Annotated in this window: 18 protein-coding genes; all 18 read left to right on the forward strand. The window is 36.6% G+C overall.

From position 1 onward, the window contains the following. Window positions 1-7 precede the first annotated feature (7 nt). Entirely contained in the window at window positions 8-907 is a 900-nt protein-coding gene (locus tag CUC15_RS09505; RefSeq protein WP_114916437.1) for a helix-turn-helix domain-containing protein, read from the forward strand. A gap of 129 nt (window positions 908-1036) precedes the next feature. Continuing rightward, complete coding sequence (pgsA, locus tag CUC15_RS09510; RefSeq protein WP_114918426.1) at window positions 1037-1615, forward strand: CDP-diacylglycerol--glycerol-3-phosphate 3-phosphatidyltransferase; 579 nt, start codon at window positions 1037-1039, stop codon at window positions 1613-1615. Then, window positions 1615-2862, forward strand: coding sequence for a competence/damage-inducible protein A (locus CUC15_RS09515; protein ID WP_114916438.1), 1248 nt, complete (start codon window positions 1615-1617; stop codon window positions 2860-2862). Before pgsA ends, CUC15_RS09515 begins: the two co-directional genes overlap by 1 nt. Before the next feature lie 173 nt (window positions 2863-3035). Continuing rightward, window positions 3036-4079, forward strand: coding sequence for a recombinase RecA (gene recA / locus CUC15_RS09520; protein WP_114916439.1), 1044 nt, complete (start codon window positions 3036-3038; stop codon window positions 4077-4079). 298 nt (window positions 4080-4377) lie between these two features. Next, window positions 4378-5943 (forward strand): ribonuclease Y, encoded by a 1566-nt coding sequence (gene rny / locus CUC15_RS09525; protein WP_114916440.1) that lies wholly within the window; start codon window positions 4378-4380, stop codon window positions 5941-5943. Window positions 5944-6028: 85 nt separating this feature from the next. Next, on the forward strand, window positions 6029-6826 hold the full coding sequence (locus CUC15_RS09530) for a TIGR00282 family metallophosphoesterase (protein ID WP_114916441.1): 798 nt from the start codon (window positions 6029-6031) through the stop codon (window positions 6824-6826). A gap of 105 nt (window positions 6827-6931) precedes the next feature. Next, complete coding sequence (locus CUC15_RS09535) at window positions 6932-7192, forward strand: stage V sporulation protein S (protein ID WP_114916442.1); 261 nt, start codon at window positions 6932-6934, stop codon at window positions 7190-7192. A gap of 261 nt (window positions 7193-7453) precedes the next feature. Continuing rightward, a complete protein-coding gene (gene miaB / locus CUC15_RS09540) occupies window positions 7454-9034 on the forward strand; it encodes a tRNA (N6-isopentenyl adenosine(37)-C2)-methylthiotransferase MiaB (protein ID WP_114916443.1) in 1581 nt (526 codons plus the stop codon). A gap of 2 nt (window positions 9035-9036) precedes the next feature. Next, a complete protein-coding gene (locus CUC15_RS09545) occupies window positions 9037-9465 on the forward strand; it encodes a YlbF/YmcA family competence regulator (protein ID WP_114916444.1) in 429 nt (142 codons plus the stop codon). 183 nt (window positions 9466-9648) lie between these two features. Then, window positions 9649-10212 (forward strand): outer spore coat protein CotE, encoded by a 564-nt coding sequence (locus tag CUC15_RS09550; RefSeq protein WP_114916445.1) that lies wholly within the window; start codon window positions 9649-9651, stop codon window positions 10210-10212. A 541-nt stretch (window positions 10213-10753) separates the two neighbouring features. Then, window positions 10754-13330: a DNA mismatch repair protein MutS gene (gene mutS, locus CUC15_RS09555; RefSeq protein WP_114916446.1), complete on the forward strand. Its 2577-nt coding sequence runs from the start codon at window positions 10754-10756 to the stop codon at window positions 13328-13330. Window positions 13331-13355: 25 nt separating this feature from the next. Then, complete coding sequence (mutL, locus tag CUC15_RS09560) at window positions 13356-15224, forward strand: DNA mismatch repair endonuclease MutL (protein ID WP_114916447.1); 1869 nt, start codon at window positions 13356-13358, stop codon at window positions 15222-15224. Window positions 15225-15282: 58 nt separating this feature from the next. Next, a complete protein-coding gene (locus tag CUC15_RS09565) occupies window positions 15283-15732 on the forward strand; it encodes a Dps family protein (RefSeq protein WP_114916448.1) in 450 nt (149 codons plus the stop codon). Between the two features lie 26 nt (window positions 15733-15758). Next, window positions 15759-16694 (forward strand): tRNA (adenosine(37)-N6)-dimethylallyltransferase MiaA, encoded by a 936-nt coding sequence (gene miaA / locus CUC15_RS09570; RefSeq protein ID WP_114916449.1) that lies wholly within the window; start codon window positions 15759-15761, stop codon window positions 16692-16694. Between the two features lie 37 nt (window positions 16695-16731). Continuing rightward, on the forward strand, window positions 16732-16956 hold the full coding sequence (gene hfq, locus CUC15_RS09575; protein ID WP_114916450.1) for an RNA chaperone Hfq: 225 nt from the start codon (window positions 16732-16734) through the stop codon (window positions 16954-16956). Window positions 16957-17069: 113 nt separating this feature from the next. After that, window positions 17070-17993, forward strand: a complete 924-nt coding sequence (gene spoVK, locus CUC15_RS09580) for a stage V sporulation protein K (protein ID WP_423241379.1) — start codon at window positions 17070-17072, stop codon at window positions 17991-17993. 201 nt (window positions 17994-18194) lie between these two features. Next, complete coding sequence (gene hflX / locus CUC15_RS09585) at window positions 18195-19433, forward strand: GTPase HflX (protein WP_114916452.1); 1239 nt, start codon at window positions 18195-18197, stop codon at window positions 19431-19433. 33 nt (window positions 19434-19466) lie between these two features. Continuing rightward, window positions 19467-20711 (forward strand): methionine gamma-lyase family protein, encoded by a 1245-nt coding sequence (locus tag CUC15_RS09590; RefSeq protein ID WP_114916453.1) that lies wholly within the window; start codon window positions 19467-19469, stop codon window positions 20709-20711. Window positions 20712-20977: the final 266 nt, after the last annotated feature.

Raw genomic sequence — 20977 nt, forward strand, 5'->3', positions numbered from 1 at the left:
GTTATTTATGGATGTAGGGGTAAGGCTGAAAGAGGCACGACTTGAAAAGGGACTCTCATTAGATGAACTGCAAGAAATTACAAAAATACAAAAGCGTTATTTAGTTGCAATCGAAGAAGGAAATTTAAGCATTCTTCCCGGGAAATTTTATGCAAGAGCATTTATTAAAGAATATGCAACTGCAGTTGATTTGGATTCGAGTGAATTATTAGAAGAACATAAAGAGGAAATTCCACAAACAGAAGAGGAAAGTGAGATTCAATATACAAGAATTGAACGTTCAAGGAAAGAAGCAAATGTTGATAAGAATTCAACCTTCTCATTTATACCTACTATTATTGTAATTTTATTAGTAATTGGTATCTTCTTTGTTGCATGGTTTTTCATCAAAGAAGGTTCCACAGATGAAGGAAATCCACCGGAAGAAGAATTAACAGATAATGAAATTATTATAAATGACTCTACACCGAATTCGACGGATAACGCGGAGCAAGGTCAAGAGGAAGAGAGCAATGATGAAACCGATAATGGAGCGGACAAAACCTCAGAAGAAGAAACACCAGAAGAAAAACAATCTGAGTTTACTGTTACAGAGGAAGGAACAGGTCCCGTACCAGAATCTACTTTAGAATTCAATTCTTCAGATGATGAATTAACGTTTACGTTTGAATCGCCAAGTGAAGTATGGTTAGATGTTCAGAATGGAGATGGAGAATCCTTCTATAGTGCAATTCTAACGGAGGCAGATTCACCGATGGAATTGGATTTAACAGGAGAGGAAAGAATTTACTTAAACATTGGCAGTGCGCCTAATTTAACATTTGATGTTAATGGTGTAGAATTTGAATATCCAGTTGATCCAAATGAACGAGACCATCAACGAATATGGATAAATATTAAACAATAAAGAAAATACGTTCAGAGACCCTTCCAATGTGGGAGGGTCTTATACCTTATTGACAATGTTCAACATGTTTGAGGAAACAGATTTATGCTATATCTGCAATTAAATCGAGAATTTGGAGGAAGTATCATTATGAATTTACCAAATAAATTAACCCTTTCAAGAATCATATTAATCCCAGTTTTTATTCTTTTGCTAAGTATTCCATTTGATTGGGGAGAATGGAATATAGGTGACACCATCCTTCCTGTATCCCATTTTGTGGCTGCCGTTTTATTTATTTTTGCATCTGCAACAGATTGGATTGATGGGTATTATGCTAGAAAATATAATTTGGTTACCAATTTAGGAAAGTTTATGGACCCACTAGCTGATAAATTGCTCGTTTCCGCAGCGTTAATCTTATTAATAGAAATGGGTCTGGCTCCAGCATGGGTTGTTATTATCATTATCAGCAGAGAATTTGCGGTAACAGGATTAAGACTTGTAGCTGCTGGGGAAGGTATTGTATTAGCAGCAGGAAACCTTGGTAAAATAAAAACCGCAACGCAAATGATTGCAATTGCTGTTTTATTATTACACAATTTCCCATTTTCTTATTTAGGCTTCCCGTTTGGTACAATTATGTTATATATCGCACTATTTTTCACCGTATTATCTGGAGTTGATTACTTTATAAAAAACTGGCATGTGATGGGAGAGTCTAAATAATGCAGCAGCCTAAAGCTGAAATCATTGCTGTTGGTACAGAATTGTTATTAGGTCAAATCTCGAATACAAATGCACAATGGATATCACAGCAACTCGCATTATATGGAATCAATATTTATAATCATGTTGTAGTTGGTGATAATCTTAACCGAGTAGTTGAAGCATTTTCACAAGCACATGTACGCTCCGATATTATTATTGTAACTGGGGGACTCGGTCCAACAGAAGATGACCTTACGAGAGAAGCATTTCAACAAATGAGTCAACTTGATGTAGTGGAGCATAAGCCATCCATGGATAAAATCGAGCAATTTTTTAAAGAGCGCAACACTGTTATGACACCAAATAATCGAAGACAAGCAAGAGTGTTTAAAGATTGTATTGTGCTTGATAATAAAGTCGGGATGGCTCCGGGAATGATTGTAACTTTTGAAAATCGCACATGGATTTTCTTACCCGGAGTACCTCGTGAAATGAAAAGTCTTGTTGCAATCGATGTACTACCATATCTTCTGCAACTTATTGGCGACAAAGCAATTATTAAATCTGAGGTATTACGATTTATCGGGATTGGTGAATCACAATTAGAGCATGAAATTAAAGATATAATTGACGGTCAAAGTAATCCGACGATTGCGCCGCTAGCAACAGATAATGGAGTAACAATTCGACTAACTGCCAGAACCGATTCATTAGAAAATGCTGAAAAATTAATTACAGCAAGCAAACAACAAATTCTATCAAGAATTGGAAGCTTTTTTTATGGCTCAAACGAACAAACATTAGAACAGCAAATCATCGACAATTTACGAGTGAGTAATCAGCGTCTTGCACTTGCTGAGAGTTTAACTGGCGGACTGGTAACTAGTAAGCTTGTTTCTATAAGTGGTGCTTCAGATGTTATAAAAGGTGGAATCGTTTGCTATGACACAAAGGTTAAAGAGGAGATCCTAGGGGTCTCCAAAGAAACAATCGATTTATTCGGTACGGTTAGTGAGCAATGCGCAATTGAAATGGCAACCAATATATTACAAGTTCTAGATGCAGATATAGGCATTAGTTTTACTGGGGTAGCAGGGCCTAAAGAGGCGGAAGGAAAGCCTGCAGGCACTGTATATATCGCTGTTTGTACGAAAGATGGCCATCAACAGGTGGAAGAGTTTAAGTTTCAAGGTGATCGTGATACGATAAGAACGCGTACAACTTTAAAAGGGATGGAAATTCTTTTTAATTTGTTAAAACAGTGATTTACATTGTTCTATTGATTGGAATTCTATTTACTTAAATGAAGTTAGTGCAATAATTAATTTTTCCTAAGAAATATTACCACTAAAATACAAGAACATTTATTCGTCTTTTTCTTGGCAAAATGAAAAAAACAATGTATGATGGAAGTAGTTAATTTAAGGAGGTAGTTTCGTTGAGTGATAGAAAACAAGCTTTAGACATGGCTTTGAGACAAATAGAGAAACAATTTGGTAAAGGTTCGGTGATGAAGCTCGGTGAAAACGAGTTTCAACCGATTGAAACAATCCCAAGTGGATCATTAGCGTTAGATGTAGCATTAGGAATAGGTGGATATCCAAAAGGACGTATTATTGAAATTTACGGTCCTGAATCATCTGGTAAGACAACAGTAGCACTACATGCGATTGCTGAAGCACAGAAAAAAGGTGGACAAGCTGCCTTTATTGATGCTGAGCATGCGTTAGATCCATCTTACGCAAGAGCTTTAGGTGTCAATATTGATGAATTGCTATTGTCTCAACCAGATACAGGAGAACAAGCATTAGAAATTGCTGAAGCACTCGTTCGAAGTGGTGCAGTTGATATTCTAGTTATCGACTCTGTTGCTGCACTTGTTCCAAAAGCAGAAATCGAGGGTGAAATGGGAGATTCCCATATGGGGTTACAAGCACGCTTAATGTCACAAGCATTAAGAAAATTATCTGGTGCAATCAATAAATCAAACACCATTGCTATCTTCATTAATCAGGTTCGTGAGAAAATTGGCGTTATGTTCGGTAATCCAGAAACAACACCTGGTGGGCGTGCACTTAAATTCTATTCTTCTGTAAGACTGGAAGTACGTCGTGCGGAGCAATTGAAGCAAGGTAATGATATTGTTGGGAATAGAACGAGAGTTAAAGTTGTAAAAAATAAAGTAGCGCCGCCATTCAAACAAGCAGAAATTGATATTATGTATGGTAAAGGGATTTCTAGAGAAGGAGAAATTCTTGATATCGGATCCGAACTGGATATTGTTGATAAGAGTGGTGCATGGTACTCATACGACGGTGATCGCTTAGGACAAGGACGTGAAAACTCTAAACTATTTTTATTAGAAAATCCAGAAGTAGCCGAAGCTATTCATAATGCAATTCGCGAACATTATAGTTTAGATGAAAAGGCTGAGGCAGCTCCTGAGCGGGAAGAAGCTACTCAAGAGAGTTTAGATGTATAAAATAATAGAAAAACTAAGGTTTAACTAAGCTTTTGAGTGATAGCCTTAGTTGCACTTATGTAGTGAGAAAGCTTCTCTGCTTTCTTATCTACTAAGATTAAAATCCTTTGCTAATCTCAGCAAAGGATTTTTTTATGGGATATTATGGCGATTCCTTGACAATTATACAATAGACAATTAAAATTAAAACTGTATAATTTTATATTTTTCTATAAAACGTATTGTTAATTATACATCTAAAATGTTACATGCCGACAAATAAGAATCGTAAAACTTTATAGCAATAGGAGGTGAAAACATGGACAATCCTATCATCATCTCCATTTTGTTTGTTATTATCCTAATCGTCGGTATTGTTGTTGGTTATCTGATACGTAAATCTATTGCAGAAGCTAAAATTTCCAGTGCGGAATCATTAGCGAAACAAATCGTTGAAGAAGCACATCGGAATGCTGATGCCGCTAAGAAAGAGGCACTCCTTGAAGCGAGAGATGAAAACCATAAGCTTCGGCAACAAACAGAGGATGAACTGCGCGAACGACGTGCAGAATCTACGAAGTTTGAAAATCGCCTCACGCAAAAAGAAGAAAACCTGGATCGAAAAAGTGAAACACTAGACAAACGTGAATTGTTGTTAGAGAAAAAAGAACAATCATTAGCAGAAAAACAACAACAAATTGAAGAAATGGAAAGCAAAGTGGAAGCTATGAAAGATGAGCAGCAAACGGAGCTTGAGCGCATTTCAGGATACACATCAGACCAAGCCAAACAGATTATTTTAGAGCGGATTGAAAAAGAGGTACAACATGAGTCAGCAATAATGATTAAAGAAGCCGAAAATCGAGCGAAGGAAGAAGCGGATAAGAAAGCGAAGAGTATTCTTTCACTCGCATTACAGCGTTGCGCTGCAGATCACGTTGCTGAAACTACAGTATCTGTAGTAAATCTTCCAAATGATGAGATGAAGGGCCGTATAATTGGTCGTGAAGGACGAAATATACGTACACTTGAAACATTAACTGGTATTGATTTAATTATTGATGATACACCTGAAGCAGTTATTTTATCTGGTTTTGATCCAATAAGAAGAGAAATTGCTCGTATGGCATTAGAAAAACTAGTTCAAGATGGCCGAATCCACCCAGCTAGAATTGAAGAAATGGTGGACAAAGCTAGACGTGAGGTTGACGAATATATACGGGAAATTGGAGAAGAAACTACATTTGAAGTTGGTGTACATGGTTTACATCCAGATCTAGTCAAAATACTAGGACGACTAAAATATCGTACGAGCTATGGGCAAAATGTACTGAAACACTCAACAGAGGTTGCGTACCTTTCCGGATTGCTTGCTGCTGAATTAGGTGAAGATGTTACGTTAGCAAGAAGAGCTGGATTGCTTCATGATATTGGTAAAGCAATTGATCATGAGGTTGAAGGTAGCCACGTAGAAATTGGAAAAGAACTGGCGATTAAATACAAAGAACATGATATAGTCATCAATTCAATTGCTTCCCACCATGGTGATGAAGAAGCGACATCCGTTATTGCAGTTCTTGTAGCTGCGGCTGATGCATTGTCTGCTGCTAGACCTGGTGCTAGGAGTGAAACATTAGAAAACTATATTAAACGTTTAGAGAAACTTGAAGAAATCTCCGAGTCATTCGAAGGCGTAGAGAAGTCGTTTGCAATTCAAGCAGGGCGAGAAATTAGAATTATGGTTAAACCAGATGAAATTGATGACCTTGAATCTGTGCGCGTTGCTAGAGAAATAAGGAAGCAAATTGAGAATGAACTTGATTACCCTGGTCACATTAAAGTAACCGTGATTAGAGAAACAAGAGCAGTAGAATATGCTAAATAAAAATAAAAGCGGTTATTCCAACCGCTTTTATTTTTATTTACAATTGTGGAAAGCTAGTAATATATAATAGATAGGGTGGTTTAACATGAAAATATTATTTATTGGAGATGTTGTAGGTTCTCCTGGTAGAGACATGGTACAGGAATATTTACCGAAATTGAAGGAAAAGTACCATCCAAATTTAACGATTATTAACGGAGAAAATGCTGCAGCAGGAAAAGGGATTACTGAGAAAATTTATAAGCAATTTCTAGAATGGGGTGCTCAAGTGATTACCATGGGTAATCATACTTGGGATAAAAAGGAAATTTTTGAATTCATTGATGATGCGAAGTATATGATTAGACCTGCTAACTTTCCTGAAGGTACGCCAGGTAAGGGGTTAGTTTTTGTCAATATAAATGGAGTGGAAGTTGCTGTAATTAACATGCAAGGACGTACATTTTTATCTGCAATCGATGATCCCTTCCGGAAAATCGATGAATTGATTGATGAGGCGAAAGAACGAACGAATCTAATATTCGTTGATTTTCATGGTGAAGCAACGAGTGAAAAACAAGCATTTGGATGGTATCTAGATGGTAGAGTTAGTGCGGTAGTTGGCACACACACCCATACGCAAACTGCAGATGAACGTATCTTACCAGCTGGAACGGCATATATAACAGATGTAGGAATGACAGGACCTTATGATGGAATATTAGGTGTAGAACGGGATTCAGTAATAAAAAGATTCCTAACTTCTTTGCCAGTACGTTTCGAAACGACAAAAGAGGGTAGAACACAATTAAATGGTTTTTTTGTTACGATTGATGATAGAACTGGAAAGGCAACAAAGGTAGAGCGAATCATCATTAATGAGGATCATCCTTTTTTCAGCTGATTTATTGAATTTTGCGAACCATTGAAGGATAATAGGGAATAAGCTAACATCTCCAGGAATATAGTAGCAATAGAACTACAATAGGAAATGAAGGAGGTACTAGTAATGGATGTATTAAAGGTATCAGCAAAATCAAGTCCAAATTCTGTAGCAGGTGCACTAGCCAACGTATTACGCGAACAAGGTACAGCGGAGATGCAAGCAATTGGTGCGGGTGCATTAAACCAAGCCGTAAAGGCTGTAGCAATAGCAAGAGGATTTGTAGCCCCGAGCGGTGTTGACCTAGTTTGTATTCCAGCATTTACCGATATTATGATTGACAATGAGGAACGCACTGCGATTAAATTAATCGTTGAACCCAGGTAGTATTCAATAAATCAACCTTCCTAATTTATAGGAAGGTTTTACTTTTATCTTAGCTATTTACATTATTTGTTATATTTGACATTATCCTCTATACTATAATAATGTAATCCTATACATATTGATTTTACAGATAATTTTGCAATACTGCCAATATAAGTTGTATGTTACTCATTTCAAAAATTTTAAGACCAACTGCGTAAGATTTCTAACCATAAGAAATTACACTATTGATTTTTCACTTTATTGAAAGGAGTTTTTCCCATGAACGAGCAGCAACGAATAGACCAAGCACAAATAAAACAGGTAGAAAATGAGTTTGTAAAGCAAGAAGATAATATGAATCGAATTAAGAATACATCCAGTGATGAAATGATTGCGAAATATTTTCAAACGAGCTATGAGCCACAAGCGCCAGATATTAAAAAGGCAAGAAAGCGAAGGAAAGAAGATATTCAGTTTCATTATGATTTTGCAATCCCAGAAGACATGGAACAGATTGGTAAGGGGAAGAAATTCTTAATTCGTACATATGGTTGTCAAATGAATGAACATGATACAGAGGTAATGGCGGGGATTTTAACCGAAATGGGGTATGAGTCTACTTCGGATACGAATGAAGCAGATATCATCTTGTTAAATACGTGTGCAATCCGGGAAAATGCAGAGAACAAGGTGTTTGGCGAAATTGGCCACTTGAAACCTTTGAAACTAGAAAAACCTGATTTAATTATCGGTGTTTGCGGTTGTATGTCCCAAGAAGAATCTGTGGTTGACCGTATATTAAAGAAACACCAGCATATCGATTTGATCTTTGGCACTCATAATATTCACAGGCTGCCACAATTGCTTAAAGAAGCTTTATTCGGGAAAGAAATGATTGTTGAGGTTTGGTCGAAAGAGGGAGATATCATTGAAAATCTTCCAAAAGCTCGTAAAGGGAAAATCAAGGCATGGGTTAACATTATGTATGGCTGTGATAAATTCTGTACCTATTGTATTGTACCAATGACTCGTGGTAAGGAACGGAGTCGTAAACCGGAGGATATTATTCAGGAAGTCCGTCACTTAGCAGCACAGGGCTATCAAGAAGTGACATTACTTGGTCAGAATGTAAATGCATATGGTAAAGACTTTGAAGATATCACCTATGGTCTAGGGGAGTTGATGGATGATATTAATAAAATCGATATACCGCGCGTTCGATTTACAACTTCACATCCTAGAGATTTCGATGATTATTTAATAGAAGTATTAGCTAAAGGTGGAAATCTTCTCGATCATATCCATCTACCAGTACAATCGGGCAGCAATGAGATTCTTAAGAAAATGAATCGTAAATATACGAGGGAAGAATACTTGGAATTAGTGAAAAAAATACGTAAAGCGATTCCAAATGTTACACTAACAACAGATATTATCGTTGGTTTTCCTAATGAAACAGAGGAACAATTTGAAGAAACGATGACTTTAATGGAAGAAGTTGGTTTTGAGGCGGCATACACTTATATCTATTCTCCTCGTGAAGGAACACCAGCAGCTCGTAAAGTCGATGATGTACCAGAAGAAGTGAAAAAACAGCGGTTATACCGTCTAAACGCCCTTGTTAACAAACAGTCTGCTGAATCGATGAAGAACTATAAGGATAAAGTAGTGAAAGTTCTTGTTGAAGGGGAAAGTAAAAAGAATCCGAACGTACTAGCTGGATATACAGAAAAAAATAAATTAGTAAACTTTAAGGGACCGAAATCCTCTATTGGTAAAATTGTAAAAGTCAAAATTACAGAAGCAAAAACATGGTCCTTAGATGGTATCATGGTCGAAAATATGGTTGAGGTGAAATAAAAATGGCTGAATATACACGTAAAGAAGTTTTAGATGAAGCAAGAAAATTAGCAGATATGCTTGCAAATACAGAAGAAATCGATCGCTTTAAGCAGGTTGAAGCTAAACTTAATGAAAATAAAAAAGTACAGCAATTAATCCAAAAAATAAAGACCTTGCAAAAACAAGCAGTTAATTTCCAAGCGTATGAGAAAAAGGAAGCACTAAAAAATATCGAAGCAGAGCTTGATCGTTTGCAAAATGAAATCGATGAAATACCAGTCGTTCAGGAGTTCAAGGAAACGCAAATTGTTGTAAATGATGTGCTACAGCTCGTTTCCGGGACGATTGCCAGGGAAGTGACCAACAGTGTTATTGAATCAACTGGTGGCGATATTTTAGCAGGTGAAACAGGATCTAAAGCAAAGAATAAAATAGGACATGGACATTAAATAAAAAATCAAGTAAGTGGAACGATTCGCTTGCTTGATTTTTTATTCTACGGCAACACGGTAGATATTTCTTAATAAAATGAAGAAAGGTCATCTCTTTTCCACCTTTCATAAAATCGTTATGCACTTTAGGTGTTTGTCTTGCATAAAATGACTATGAAAAAAGAGGAGGTAAAAGAAATCATGACTTTTCTCGATAAAGAATATAGAGAGATCATTTCGAAAGCTGTCATTGGTAAGGGTAAGAAGTTTACGCAGGAGTCTCATTCTGTTACACCATCACACCGTCCATCAAGCATTCTTGGATGTTGGGTAATCAACCATTTATATAACGCCAAGAAAAAATCAGAAGAATCGGTTGAAATTCAAGGTAGCTATGACGTTAACATTTGGTATTCCTACAACGATAATACAAAAACAGAAGTTGTAACAGAAAGAGTAACGTATACGGATGTGATTCCACTTTCTGTCAAGGATGACAATTGCATTAATGACGAACATGATGTGATTGCTAAGGTAATCCAACAGCCAAATTGCCTTGAATGTAAAATCGCAAGTAATGGACATAAGATTGTAGTTGAAATCGAACGAGAATTTGTAGTGCAAGTAATCGGTGAAACAAAACTATCTGTTCGAGTAAATCCAGTACAGGATGACTTTGGTGATGATGATGACGCTTGGGACTTCAAGCTAACAGATGATGAGTTGGAAGGCGTAGAGCCAGACTTTTTAAACAAACAAGACTAAGAAAATTACGAGGGATAACATCTCTCGTAATTTTTTACATATGCAATTTTTAGATAAAGTGCGAACTACTTTAAAGTGCTAAGGGCTCTCAAGCCAGTCGCTCCATAAATATACGGAGCGCACCTTAGGGGAGCTGGTGAGCCACCTTGTGCTTCCGCACTTCTGAGTCTCACCTAGGCTCTTCTTCCCGCAGGAGTCTCCGTGTATTTTTTCCGCTGGTATTGCAAGAAAATAATTAGCTTCCTATCCCTCTTTTAAGTAGGATTCCATGTCGCTTTCCAATGGCAACAAAGGTGTCAAACAAAAAAACTTCTCGAAAATGCGAGTGTGCTTTCCTAGGCTTTCAATAAAGAAGAGACTGGCCAGATCGGAAATTTACATCAGACTTATGTCGCTTTTTATATCAATAGGGTCATATGATGAGATTGAACTCTTATTAGAGTAGCAGGTGTATTAAGGAACAGAACTGATGTCTGCGCATTTCTTGCCATTTATGCTATAATTACATAAGTATATTACGGGTTTTTTTGGAGGATTAATGATGGGCAAGCAGACACCAATGATGGAACAATATTTAAAAATAAAAGCAGATTATCAGGATGCATTTCTCTTTTTCAGGCTAGGCGATTTCTATGAAATGTTTAATGATGATGCAATAAATGCTGCAAGAGAGTTAGAGATTACCCTGACAAAACGTGGTGGCAGTGATGGAATTCCAATGTGTGGAGTGCCCTATCATGCTGCTGAAAATTATATAAAAACATTAATAGATAAAGGATACAAAGTAGCAATATGTGAACAGGTAGAAGATCCAAAGACAGCTAAAGGCGTAGTAAAACGGGAAGTAGTACAACTGGTTACTCCTGGAACTGTAATGGAAAGCAATATGCTAAAAGAAGGCGAAAATAATTACATTGCTAGTCTTTCTCATTTTCAGGATGGATCTTATGTCATTGTATACAACGATCTTTCGACTGGTGAGAATAACATTACAGTGATTTCTCATGGATGGGACGCTGTTATTCATGAGTTATATAATCAACCTATTAAAGAGATTGTCATTTCTTCTAATCTACCAGAAGACCTACAAACCAAGCTACGGGATAGGCTACATGTTACATTATCCTATCAGGATGAAATAACATTTAATGCAGAGTATCGTAATCTTGCTGAAAATTTAAATGACGAGCGGTTAATGAAGGCATTCAGCCGATTATTAAATTATATTCAGCATACACAAAAGCGCTCGCTTGATCATTTACAACCAGCGAATGTAATCGAATTGAAGCATTATCTGTCACTCGACATGTATTCAAAACGGAATTTAGAATTAACAGAAACTATTATTAAGAAAGGCAAGCACGGTAGCCTTCTTTGGGTTCTCGATCAAACGGTAACCGCAATGGGATCAAGATTACTTAAGAAATGGCTCGAGCGGCCATTGCTTGATAAGAAACGAATTGAAAACCGCCTAAACGTTGTTGATGCTTTCTATCAACGTTTTATGGAAAGAGATACACTCCGGGATACGCTAAAATCAGTTTATGATTTAGAACGACTTGCAGGAAGAATTGCCTTTGGGAATGTCAATGCACGTGATTTATTACAGTTAAAGCAATCACTTGAGAAAATCCCTGAATTAAAAGCGACGCTTAATCAATTTGAAGAACGTCAGATTCAGACACTTTCAACAGGGCTCAAATATCCTAAAGAATTAATAGACTTATTAAATACAAGCATCATTGATAATCCACCAATCTCGATTAAAGAAGGGTCAATTATTAGGGATGGTTATAATGAGGTGCTTGATACTTATCGCGATGCATCAAGAAATGGAAAAAGGTGGATTGCGGCATTAGAAAAAAAAGAAAAACAAGAAACCGATATTAAATCATTAAAGATTGGCTATAATCGCGTTTTCGGTTACTATATCGAAATAACAAAAGCAAATATCCATTTAATTCCAGAGGGGAGATATGAACGGAAGCAAACGTTAGCGAATGCAGAACGTTATATTACGCCGGAGTTAAAGGAAAAGGAACAACTAATTATAGAAGCAGAAGAAAAAAGTGTTGAACTTGAATATAATCTATTTATTGAAATACGTGAAAAAATTAAAGAGCATATTCCAGAATTACAATATTTAGCGGAAATTGTAAGTAAAATTGATGTACTGCAAGCATTCGCTACCGTAAGTGAAAAAAATAATTACCGTCGGCCATATTTTGTAGAGAATAAATTAAATATCATAAATGGACGTCATCCTGTTATCGAGCAAGTAATGAAAGATGGCTCTTTTGTGCCGAATAATGTATCTCTTGATGAAAACAAAAACATTCTGTTAATAACTGGGCCAAACATGTCTGGAAAAAGTACGTATATGCGCCAACTTGCACTTGCGGTAATAATGGGACAAATTGGTTGCTTTGTACCTTGTGATGAAGCGGAGCTTATTATATTCGATCAAATTTTCACAAGAATTGGTGCTGCAGATGATTTAGTGTCCGGGCAAAGTACGTTTATGGTCGAAATGCTCGAAGCGAATCATGCAATTGCCAATGCAACAGACAGGAGCTTAATCTTACTCGATGAAATCGGCCGTGGGACAAGCACCTATGATGGGATGGCCTTGGCACAAGCGATTGTGGAGTATATTCATAATAATATTCAAGCAAAAACGTTATTTTCAACACATTATCATGAATTAACCGTGTTAGAAGAGTCATTGGAGAAACTAAAGAATATTCATGTTCGAGCAGAAGAATTTGAAGGGAATGTCGTATTTTTGCATCAAATTCAAGAGGGCGCAGCAGATAAGAGCTATGGTATTCACGTAGCAAAATTAGCTAATTTACCAGAAGCACTTATTGAGCGAGCCAGCACAATCTTGCAAGAACTAGAATCAAGCGATAAACCGGCACCAACGACTGAAAAAATTGAATCTGGTCAATTATCCTTTTTTGTTGGTGAAACGGAACAAGTAAAAGAAAGAAATAAGCCAATTCCCGCGACAGAAGAAAAAGCGATAGACGAATTAAAAAGTTTGAATTTATTCGAGATGACGCCGATGGAAGCGATGAATGCATTATATCGATTACAAAAACAAGTAAAAATGTAGAAACTCAGACGAAAGGATTGTTAACATGAAAATCGTACAAATGTCTGATGCGTTAGCAAATAAAATAGCTGCTGGGGAAGTTGTTGAACGCCCAGCATCGGTTGTCAAAGAACTTGTCGAGAACAGTATTGATGCTAATAGTACATGGATCAAAGTTGAAATATCGGAGGCAGGATTACAACAAATAAAAATTACCGATAATGGCGATGGAATGTCAGAAGCAGATTGTGAAATGGCCTTCTTACCTCATGCGACGAGTAAGGTTAAAAACGAAAGTGATTTATTTCATGTGAAAACCTTAGGATTCCGTGGAGAGGCACTTGCAAGCATCGCTTCGGTCAGTAAGATGTCAATTAAGTCTTCTGAAGGTAATGAAGCGGGAACGCATTTAAAGCTCGAGGGCGGAAAAAAACTTGAAAAGAAGAAGAGCGATGCACGAAAGGGTACGGAAATCATTGTAGAAGATTTATTTTTTAATACACCTGCACGCCTTAAATATATGAAAAGTCTTCATACTGAACTTGGGCATATAACGGATTTACTGAATCGATTAGCACTTGCCCATCCAGAAATAAGGTTTGAAGCGATCCATAATGATAAGGGATTATTTAAAACAGCAGGAACTGGTGATTTATTACAAGTAATCTCTCAAGTTTACGGAATGAATGTAGCAAAAAAAATGCTGCCAGTTAAACAGGAGACACTGGATTATTCAATTGCGGGATATATTGCAAAGCCAGAGGTTACCAGAGCATCAAGGTCTTATATATCGATAATCATCAATGGACGCTACATTAAGAGCGTACCATTGACTCAGGCGATTATTCGTGCTTATCATACGTTACTGCCAATTGGTCGTTCACCAATTGTCGTGCTGAGAATTGAAATGGATCCAATATTAGTTGATGTTAATGTACATCCGACGAAATTAGAGGTTCGATTTAGTAAGGATAAAGAATTATTCACTGTTATAGAAGAAATGATCAAAAGTAAATTTCGAGAAATAACGCTAATTCCCGAAGTACAACAAAAACCAAAGACAAAAGTTCAATCCTTCCAATCGATGATGAAATTTGATGAACCAGTTAGAGAATCAGTAGCAGAATCAAATGAAAATGCACAGGAAATCGAAAATAATCAACAGATACCTAGTATAGGTTCATATGAAATTAAAGAAACAACTTCTTATCATGTTGCTAGTGATGAAAGTAACAGTTCGGAAGTTATTCAGGAACCAATAGGACAAAATGAAAAACAATCTGAAAACGAGATAAATGACCAAGAATTTCCAGCAAAGTTAGATTCGAATCCGCGGGTACCACAAATGTATCCTGTTGGTCAGGTACAAGGAACCTATATTATTGCACAAAATGAAAATGGGCTTTATATGATTGACCAGCATGCAGCACAAGAAAGAATTAAATATGAATTCTTTAAAGAAAAGCTGGGAAAACCGGTAAATCAATCGCAGGAATTATTGATTCCAATGACCTTTGAATTTTCTAAGCAAGAATCGATATTTATCGAACAATACAAAGAAGCATTCGAGAACGTTGGGTTATTTTTTGAGCAATTCGGGAATCAAACTTATATCATCCGTTCACACCCAAATTGGTTTCCGAGTGGTTTTGAAGAAGAAGTTATCCGAGAAATGATTGACCAGATTATGAATGAAGAAAGGGTTAATATTGAGACCATTCGTGAAGACGCAGCAATTCTGATGTCCTGCAAACGGTCGATTAAAGCAAATCATTACTTAAATCATTCCGAAATGTTTCGATTATTGGAAGACCTGCGTAAGTCTACAGATCCATTTACTTGCCCACATGGACGACCAATCATTGTTCACTTTTCAACCTATGAATTAGAGAAAATGTTTAAGCGCGTAATGTAAAACTAGTATAAATCATCGTCAACTCGGGTAAACATAGTAATAAAAGCCGAGGTGCAGCATGGAAAATCAAAAACTGATAAATTTTTTAAATCAATTGTTATCAAATTATGTTGTAATGTATATCAAGCTACATCGATATCATTGGTTTATTCAAGGAAGACATTTTTTTCTTTTACATGAGAAATTTGAAGAGATGTACCAGGTTATTGCAAGTGATTTAGATGAAATTGCAGAGCGAATTTTAATGATTGATGGTAAACCACTTGCAACAATGGCGAAATATTTAAAGGAAGCGACATTGGTTGAGGCGAATGCAGATGATAAAGAAAATGAGATCATTGCGCAGTTGATTAAGGATTTCGAGCAAATTATTTCAGAAATTCATCAAGTGGGAATAAAGCTTAGCAATGAGCTGCAGGATGATCCGACAGTCGATTTATTAACAACATTACAAGGGAAATTAGAAAAATATGTGTGGATGTTAAAGAGCTATCTCGCATTTGAGTAAAAAGAATTGAATTTAGGGGAATACGAATGAAAATAAGAGTAGTTGCTATCGTTGGTCCAACGGCAGTAGGGAAAACGAAGCTGAGTATCGAAATCGCCAAAAGATTTAATGGTGAAATAATTAGTGGAGATTCGATGCAAGTTTACAAAGGTTTTGATATTGGAACGGCTAAGATAAGTGAAGAGGAAACAGAAGGAATTCCTCATCATATGATTGACATTTTGAATCCAAGCGAATCCTTCTCTGTTGCTGATTATCAATATTATGTGCAAAAGTATATAGAGGAGGTTTCAGCTAAAGGAAAATTGCCAATTATCGTTGGTGGAAGTGGCCTCTATATTCAGGCAGCACTTTATAATTATAATTTTGCTGAGCAAAAACGAGATGAAGCAGTGACACGCAAGCTTGAGCAGATGATTGAACGTGATGGGATTATGCCATTATACCATCGCCTAGAGGAAATTGATCCAGAACAAGCAAAGAAGATTCATCCGAACAACCATCGGAGGGTGATTCGCGCACTTGAAATCTATGAAACAACCGGAATGACGATGACAGCTTATCAAGAGAAACAAACCTTGGAATCACCTTATGATTTGATTTTAGTTGGGTTAGAAATGGAAAGAGAGCTGCTGTATGACCGCATTAATCAAAGAGTGAATTTTATGGTCGAATCTGGGCTTATAAAAGAAGTAAAGGATCTTTATGATCAAGGTCTAGAAGAAAGCCAGGCGATGACAGCGATTGGTTATAAAGAGTTTATCCCTTATTTTAAGACAGGGGAAAATTTGGATCAGGCAATCGAGATTCTAAAACGTGATTCGAGAAGATATGCGAAACGCCAATATACTTGGTTTAAAAATAAGATGGATATTACATGGTATTCACTTACACCAAGCTCCATAAATGAAAAGTTTGAAATGATTCTTGACGATTTAGCAGGAATTTTAGAAAAAAAGTAGAATGGTTATAGTATAGATAAATAGAGGAGGAAGTACGATGGCGCAAACTGTAAATGTCCAAGATCAATATTTAAATCAATTGAGAAAGCATCATATTTCAGTTACTGTATTCCTTACAAATGGTTTCCAGTTAAGGGGGACTGTGAAGGCTTTTGATAACTTCACGGTATTGCTTGAAACCGATGGTAAACAACAGCTTATATTTAAACATGCTATTTCAACCTTCGCTCCAGTTAAAAATGTTTCATTAGAAAATGAATAGATTGAAAACGGACGCTATTTTTAGCGTCCGTTTTCAATTGGATGAAACACTAGGCGTATGTCACAACTTTATCCCTTCGTGCGTATACTAAAGTTGACTAGAGGGGTGATATGTTGGAATCACAATTAAACCGTAATCGAAATGGTCAAATAAATATAATATTGCATAATAATAATAATAAGCCGAAAATAGAGCGAAATAATCGGTTAGAATTTAGTGAAAATGAACAATATAAAGCTATTGATCGTGAATTTTCGTCATTTATTGGCATGGATAAATTAAAAACGACAATTAAAGAGATTTATGCGACAATCCTAATCAATGAGAAGCGGAAAGAGTTAGGATTAAATAGCTCGAAACAAGTGCTTCATATGCTTTTTAAAGGTAATCCAGGTACTGGTAAGACGACAGTGGCGAGAAAACTGGCCAAAATATATTTCAATATGAATATATTATCCAAAGGACATTTTGTTGAAGCGGAACGAGCGGATTTGGTTGGTGAATACATCGGGCAAACTGCACAAAAAACGCGTGCAATCATCCAGAAAGCGATGGGTGGAATTCTTTTTATAGATGAGGCATATTCTTTGGCGCGTGGTGGAGATAAAGATTTTGGCAAAGAAGCGATTGATACTTTAGTAAAGCATATGGAGGACCATCATAACGACTTTGTTTTAATTCTTGCAGGATACCCCCATGAAATGGAAAAATTTTTATTATTAAATCCTGGACTGCAGTCACGTTTTCCGTTTATCTTGAATTTTGAAGATTATGGGGTGGATCAATTATTAGAAATTGCAAAACAAATGGTAGGAGAAAGGGAATATCAATTAACAAAGGAAGCTGAATGGGAACTTCGAAATCATTTATATAACAAAACAAGTGGAAGCATACGAAACTTTTCTAATGCTCGTTATGTGCGTAACGTAATCGAGCGTGCAATTCGCATGCATGCTGTACGATTGATACAGGAAGATAGGTTTACGGCAGAGGACTTGACTAAAATAACAGCAAAAGATTTGCAAATGGATGATTGAATAATATAAATGATACGCAAACATAGCATTCCTCAGTGATGAATCATTACTGGGGAATCATCTATCTGTTTTTATGGCTCTAGCTTTGTAATCATTATTATTTTTGTTATGATGTAGGAATAAATAGGATAGATACAAGATGATTTCATATAAATGTTTGAATAAGCATGATAATATTCTTCATGAGAAAGAGGTTGTTAAATGTCCGAAGAGAAAATCCTAATTATAGCTGTAAAAAACGAGGGTGAGCAACATGAACGATTCCAATCCTCTTTAGACGAACTCGTTTCGTTAGGGAAAACTGCCGGTGGTACAGTAAAAAGTGTCATAACGCAAAATCGAAATCGGATACATCCGGCTACATATATTGGCGAAGGAAAAATTGAAGAAATAAAAAATGAAATTGATGCATTAGAAATTGACCTCGTGATTTCTAATGATGAGCTATCTCCAGGTCAATTAAGAAATTTAGGAAATAGATTTGAGGTCCGTATTATCGATCGGAGTCAACTAATCTTAGATATATTTGCCCAGCGTGCGCGAACAAAGGAAGGGAAATTACAGGTTGAGCTTGCTCAATTGGAATATTTATTGCCGAGGCTGCAAGGGCAAGGGATAGCCATGTCTAGACTTGGAGCCGGAATTGGGACAAGAGGACCAGGCGAAACGAAATTAGAAACAGATCGGCGCCATATTAAAAATAAAATCTATGATATTAAGCGAAAGCTAAAATTAGTTGTTCGTACGCGTGAACAGTACCGGAAGCGAAGAAAAACGAACGAAGTATTTCAAATCGCAGTTGTTGGCTATACAAACGCTGGCAAATCTACCCTATTTAATCGATTAACAGCGAGTAATACATTGGAAGAAAATAAATTATTTGCCACGCTTGATCCGTTAACGAGAAAATTACAGCTCGATTCCGGATTTCAAGCACTAATTACAGATACAGTTGGATTTCTTCAGGAATTGCCGACATCTTTAATTGCTTCTTTCCGTTCGACATTAGAGGAGGTTTCAGCAGCAAATCTGCTGTTACATATTGTTGATGGATCACATGAAGATCAGGTGCAGCAACAGAATACTGTGTTAAAATTACTTGAGGATTTAGATGCACAGCAAATACCAGTGCTCACCATTTATAATAAAAAGGATTTAATTAAAGAGGATGTCATACCGATGAACCATCCATACCTTATCATTAGTGCAAACGATGAGGAGGACGTGAAACGTGTGCTGCATGAAATAGAAGAGCTTCTTAAAGAGTTATGGGAAAGCTATGCAGTCGAACTGGATCCGGACATGGGGAAAATACTTTCTAAACTTGAACGCGAAACAATTATTACAGATAAGAAATTCGATGAAGCAAGAAGTAAATATGTCATTCGAGGCTATATTCGAAAAGAACACCCGATAAATTACTTAATTAAAACAAATTAGAAGCAATAAGGAAATAGAGGAGAAATTATTAGCATGATTGAAGAAATAGTGAAGCAAGCAGAATTAGATTGTAGTAACGAACATCAGAAAATGAATGAAATCGTTGAGATAAACCAAAAACGTGTACTTGATGCATTTATTAATAATCGTATTAGTGATAGTCATTTTAGTTCGACAACAGGATATGGGTATGATGACCTTGGACGTGATGCGTTAGAATCAGTATATGCGGATGTATTCGGAGGAGAAGATGCACTCGTTCGACCCCAAATTGTATCAGGTACACATGCAATCGCTACAACGCTATTTGGGTTATTGCGCCCCAATGATCAGCTTATTTATATTACTGGTAAACCTTATGATACGTTGGAAGAAGTAATCGGTATAAGAGGAAATAATGCCGGTTCATTAAAGGACTATCATATTAAGTATCAGGAAGTAAGCTTGGGTGCTGAAGGGGCAGTTGACTTCTTAGCTGTTAAAAGAGCTATAACACGAGATACGAAGGTAATTGGCATCCAGCGTTCGAAAGGTTATGATGACCGTCCATCCTTTACAATTAATGAAATTGCAGAAATGGTTGAGTTCATTAAGGAGATAGATTCTGAAATTATTATTTTTGTTGATAATTGCTATGGCGAATTTGTTGAAGTAAAGGAGCCCCTCCATGTTGGTGTAGATATTATGGCTGGATCGTTAATTAAAAACCCTGGGGGTGGTATCGTTCGTGCTGGAGGTTATATTGTCGGTAGAGAAGATTTAATAGCACAATGTGCGAACCGATTAACAGCACCCGGTCTTGGAAAAGAGACTGGCGCTACCTTCAATATGCTGCAAGAGATGTATCAAGGGTTATTTCTCGCCCCCCATATTGTTGGACAAGCACTAAAAGGTGCAGTGTTTACTGCTAGATTTCTTGAATTGATTGGTTTTAAAACGTCACCACATTATCAAGCCGATCGAACAGATTTAATCCAATCAGTGACTTTTCCTGATGCAGAGCAAATGATCGCATTCTGTCAAGAAATCCAACGGAATTCACCAATAAATTCTTATGTTACTCCATATCCAAGTGAAATGCCTGGCTATGAGGACAAAGTTATCATGGCTGCAGGAACATTTATACAAGGTTCAAGCATCGAATTATCAGCGGATGGGCCAATTCGAGCTCCATATACAGCTTTTGTTCAAGGTGGGCTCACATATGAACACGTGAAGATAGCATTAATTGAAGCAGTAAAAAGTCTTATGAATCAAGGTTTTATAAAACTGAATTAGGGAATATAAAGAAAGAGTCCGAAAGGCTCTTTTTTTAAATGGTCTATTTTTGGCAGGTGGTGTTGAAGATAAATAGTATGAGATTTTAAGTTCCCTCAAAAATACTGTTCGCTGATAATGTACATAATCCTTCAATACAGATGCGTAGCGACATAGCTTTAAAAATGACCTGAACGTAGAAAAAATCAACATTCATAATATGATTTACTCGTTTTCGGCTATTAAGAATTCTTCTTAGAAACACTATTGAATTTCAATGTAAGGTA

This window comes from Oceanobacillus zhaokaii (genome assembly GCF_003352005.1).
Classification (GTDB): domain Bacteria; phylum Bacillota; class Bacilli; order Bacillales; family Amphibacillaceae; genus Oceanobacillus; species Oceanobacillus zhaokaii.

Bases quoted from the DNA above. Each gene is read 5' to 3' on its own strand.
- CUC15_RS09505 (WP_114916437.1), top strand. From the start codon at position 8: ATGGATGTAGGGGTAAGGCTGAAAGAGGCACGACTTGAAAAGGGACTC.
- pgsA (WP_114918426.1), top strand. From the start codon at position 1,037: ATGAATTTACCAAATAAATTAACCCTTTCAAGAATCATATTAATCCCA.
- CUC15_RS09515 (WP_114916438.1), top strand. From the start codon at position 1,615: ATGCAGCAGCCTAAAGCTGAAATCATTGCTGTTGGTACAGAATTGTTA.
- rny (WP_114916440.1), top strand. From the start codon at position 4,378: ATGGACAATCCTATCATCATCTCCATTTTGTTTGTTATTATCCTAATC.
- CUC15_RS09530 (WP_114916441.1), top strand. From the start codon at position 6,029: ATGAAAATATTATTTATTGGAGATGTTGTAGGTTCTCCTGGTAGAGAC.
- CUC15_RS09535 (WP_114916442.1), top strand. From the start codon at position 6,932: ATGGATGTATTAAAGGTATCAGCAAAATCAAGTCCAAATTCTGTAGCA.
- miaB (WP_114916443.1), top strand. From the start codon at position 7,454: ATGAACGAGCAGCAACGAATAGACCAAGCACAAATAAAACAGGTAGAA.
- CUC15_RS09545 (WP_114916444.1), top strand. From the start codon at position 9,037: ATGGCTGAATATACACGTAAAGAAGTTTTAGATGAAGCAAGAAAATTA.
- CUC15_RS09550 (WP_114916445.1), top strand. From the start codon at position 9,649: ATGACTTTTCTCGATAAAGAATATAGAGAGATCATTTCGAAAGCTGTC.
- mutS (WP_114916446.1), top strand. From the start codon at position 10,754: ATGGGCAAGCAGACACCAATGATGGAACAATATTTAAAAATAAAAGCA.
- mutL (WP_114916447.1), top strand. From the start codon at position 13,356: ATGAAAATCGTACAAATGTCTGATGCGTTAGCAAATAAAATAGCTGCT.
- CUC15_RS09565 (WP_114916448.1), top strand. From the start codon at position 15,283: ATGGAAAATCAAAAACTGATAAATTTTTTAAATCAATTGTTATCAAAT.
- miaA (WP_114916449.1), top strand. From the start codon at position 15,759: ATGAAAATAAGAGTAGTTGCTATCGTTGGTCCAACGGCAGTAGGGAAA.
- hfq (WP_114916450.1), top strand. From the start codon at position 16,732: ATGGCGCAAACTGTAAATGTCCAAGATCAATATTTAAATCAATTGAGA.
- hflX (WP_114916452.1), top strand. From the start codon at position 18,195: ATGTCCGAAGAGAAAATCCTAATTATAGCTGTAAAAAACGAGGGTGAG.
- CUC15_RS09590 (WP_114916453.1), top strand. From the start codon at position 19,467: ATGATTGAAGAAATAGTGAAGCAAGCAGAATTAGATTGTAGTAACGAA.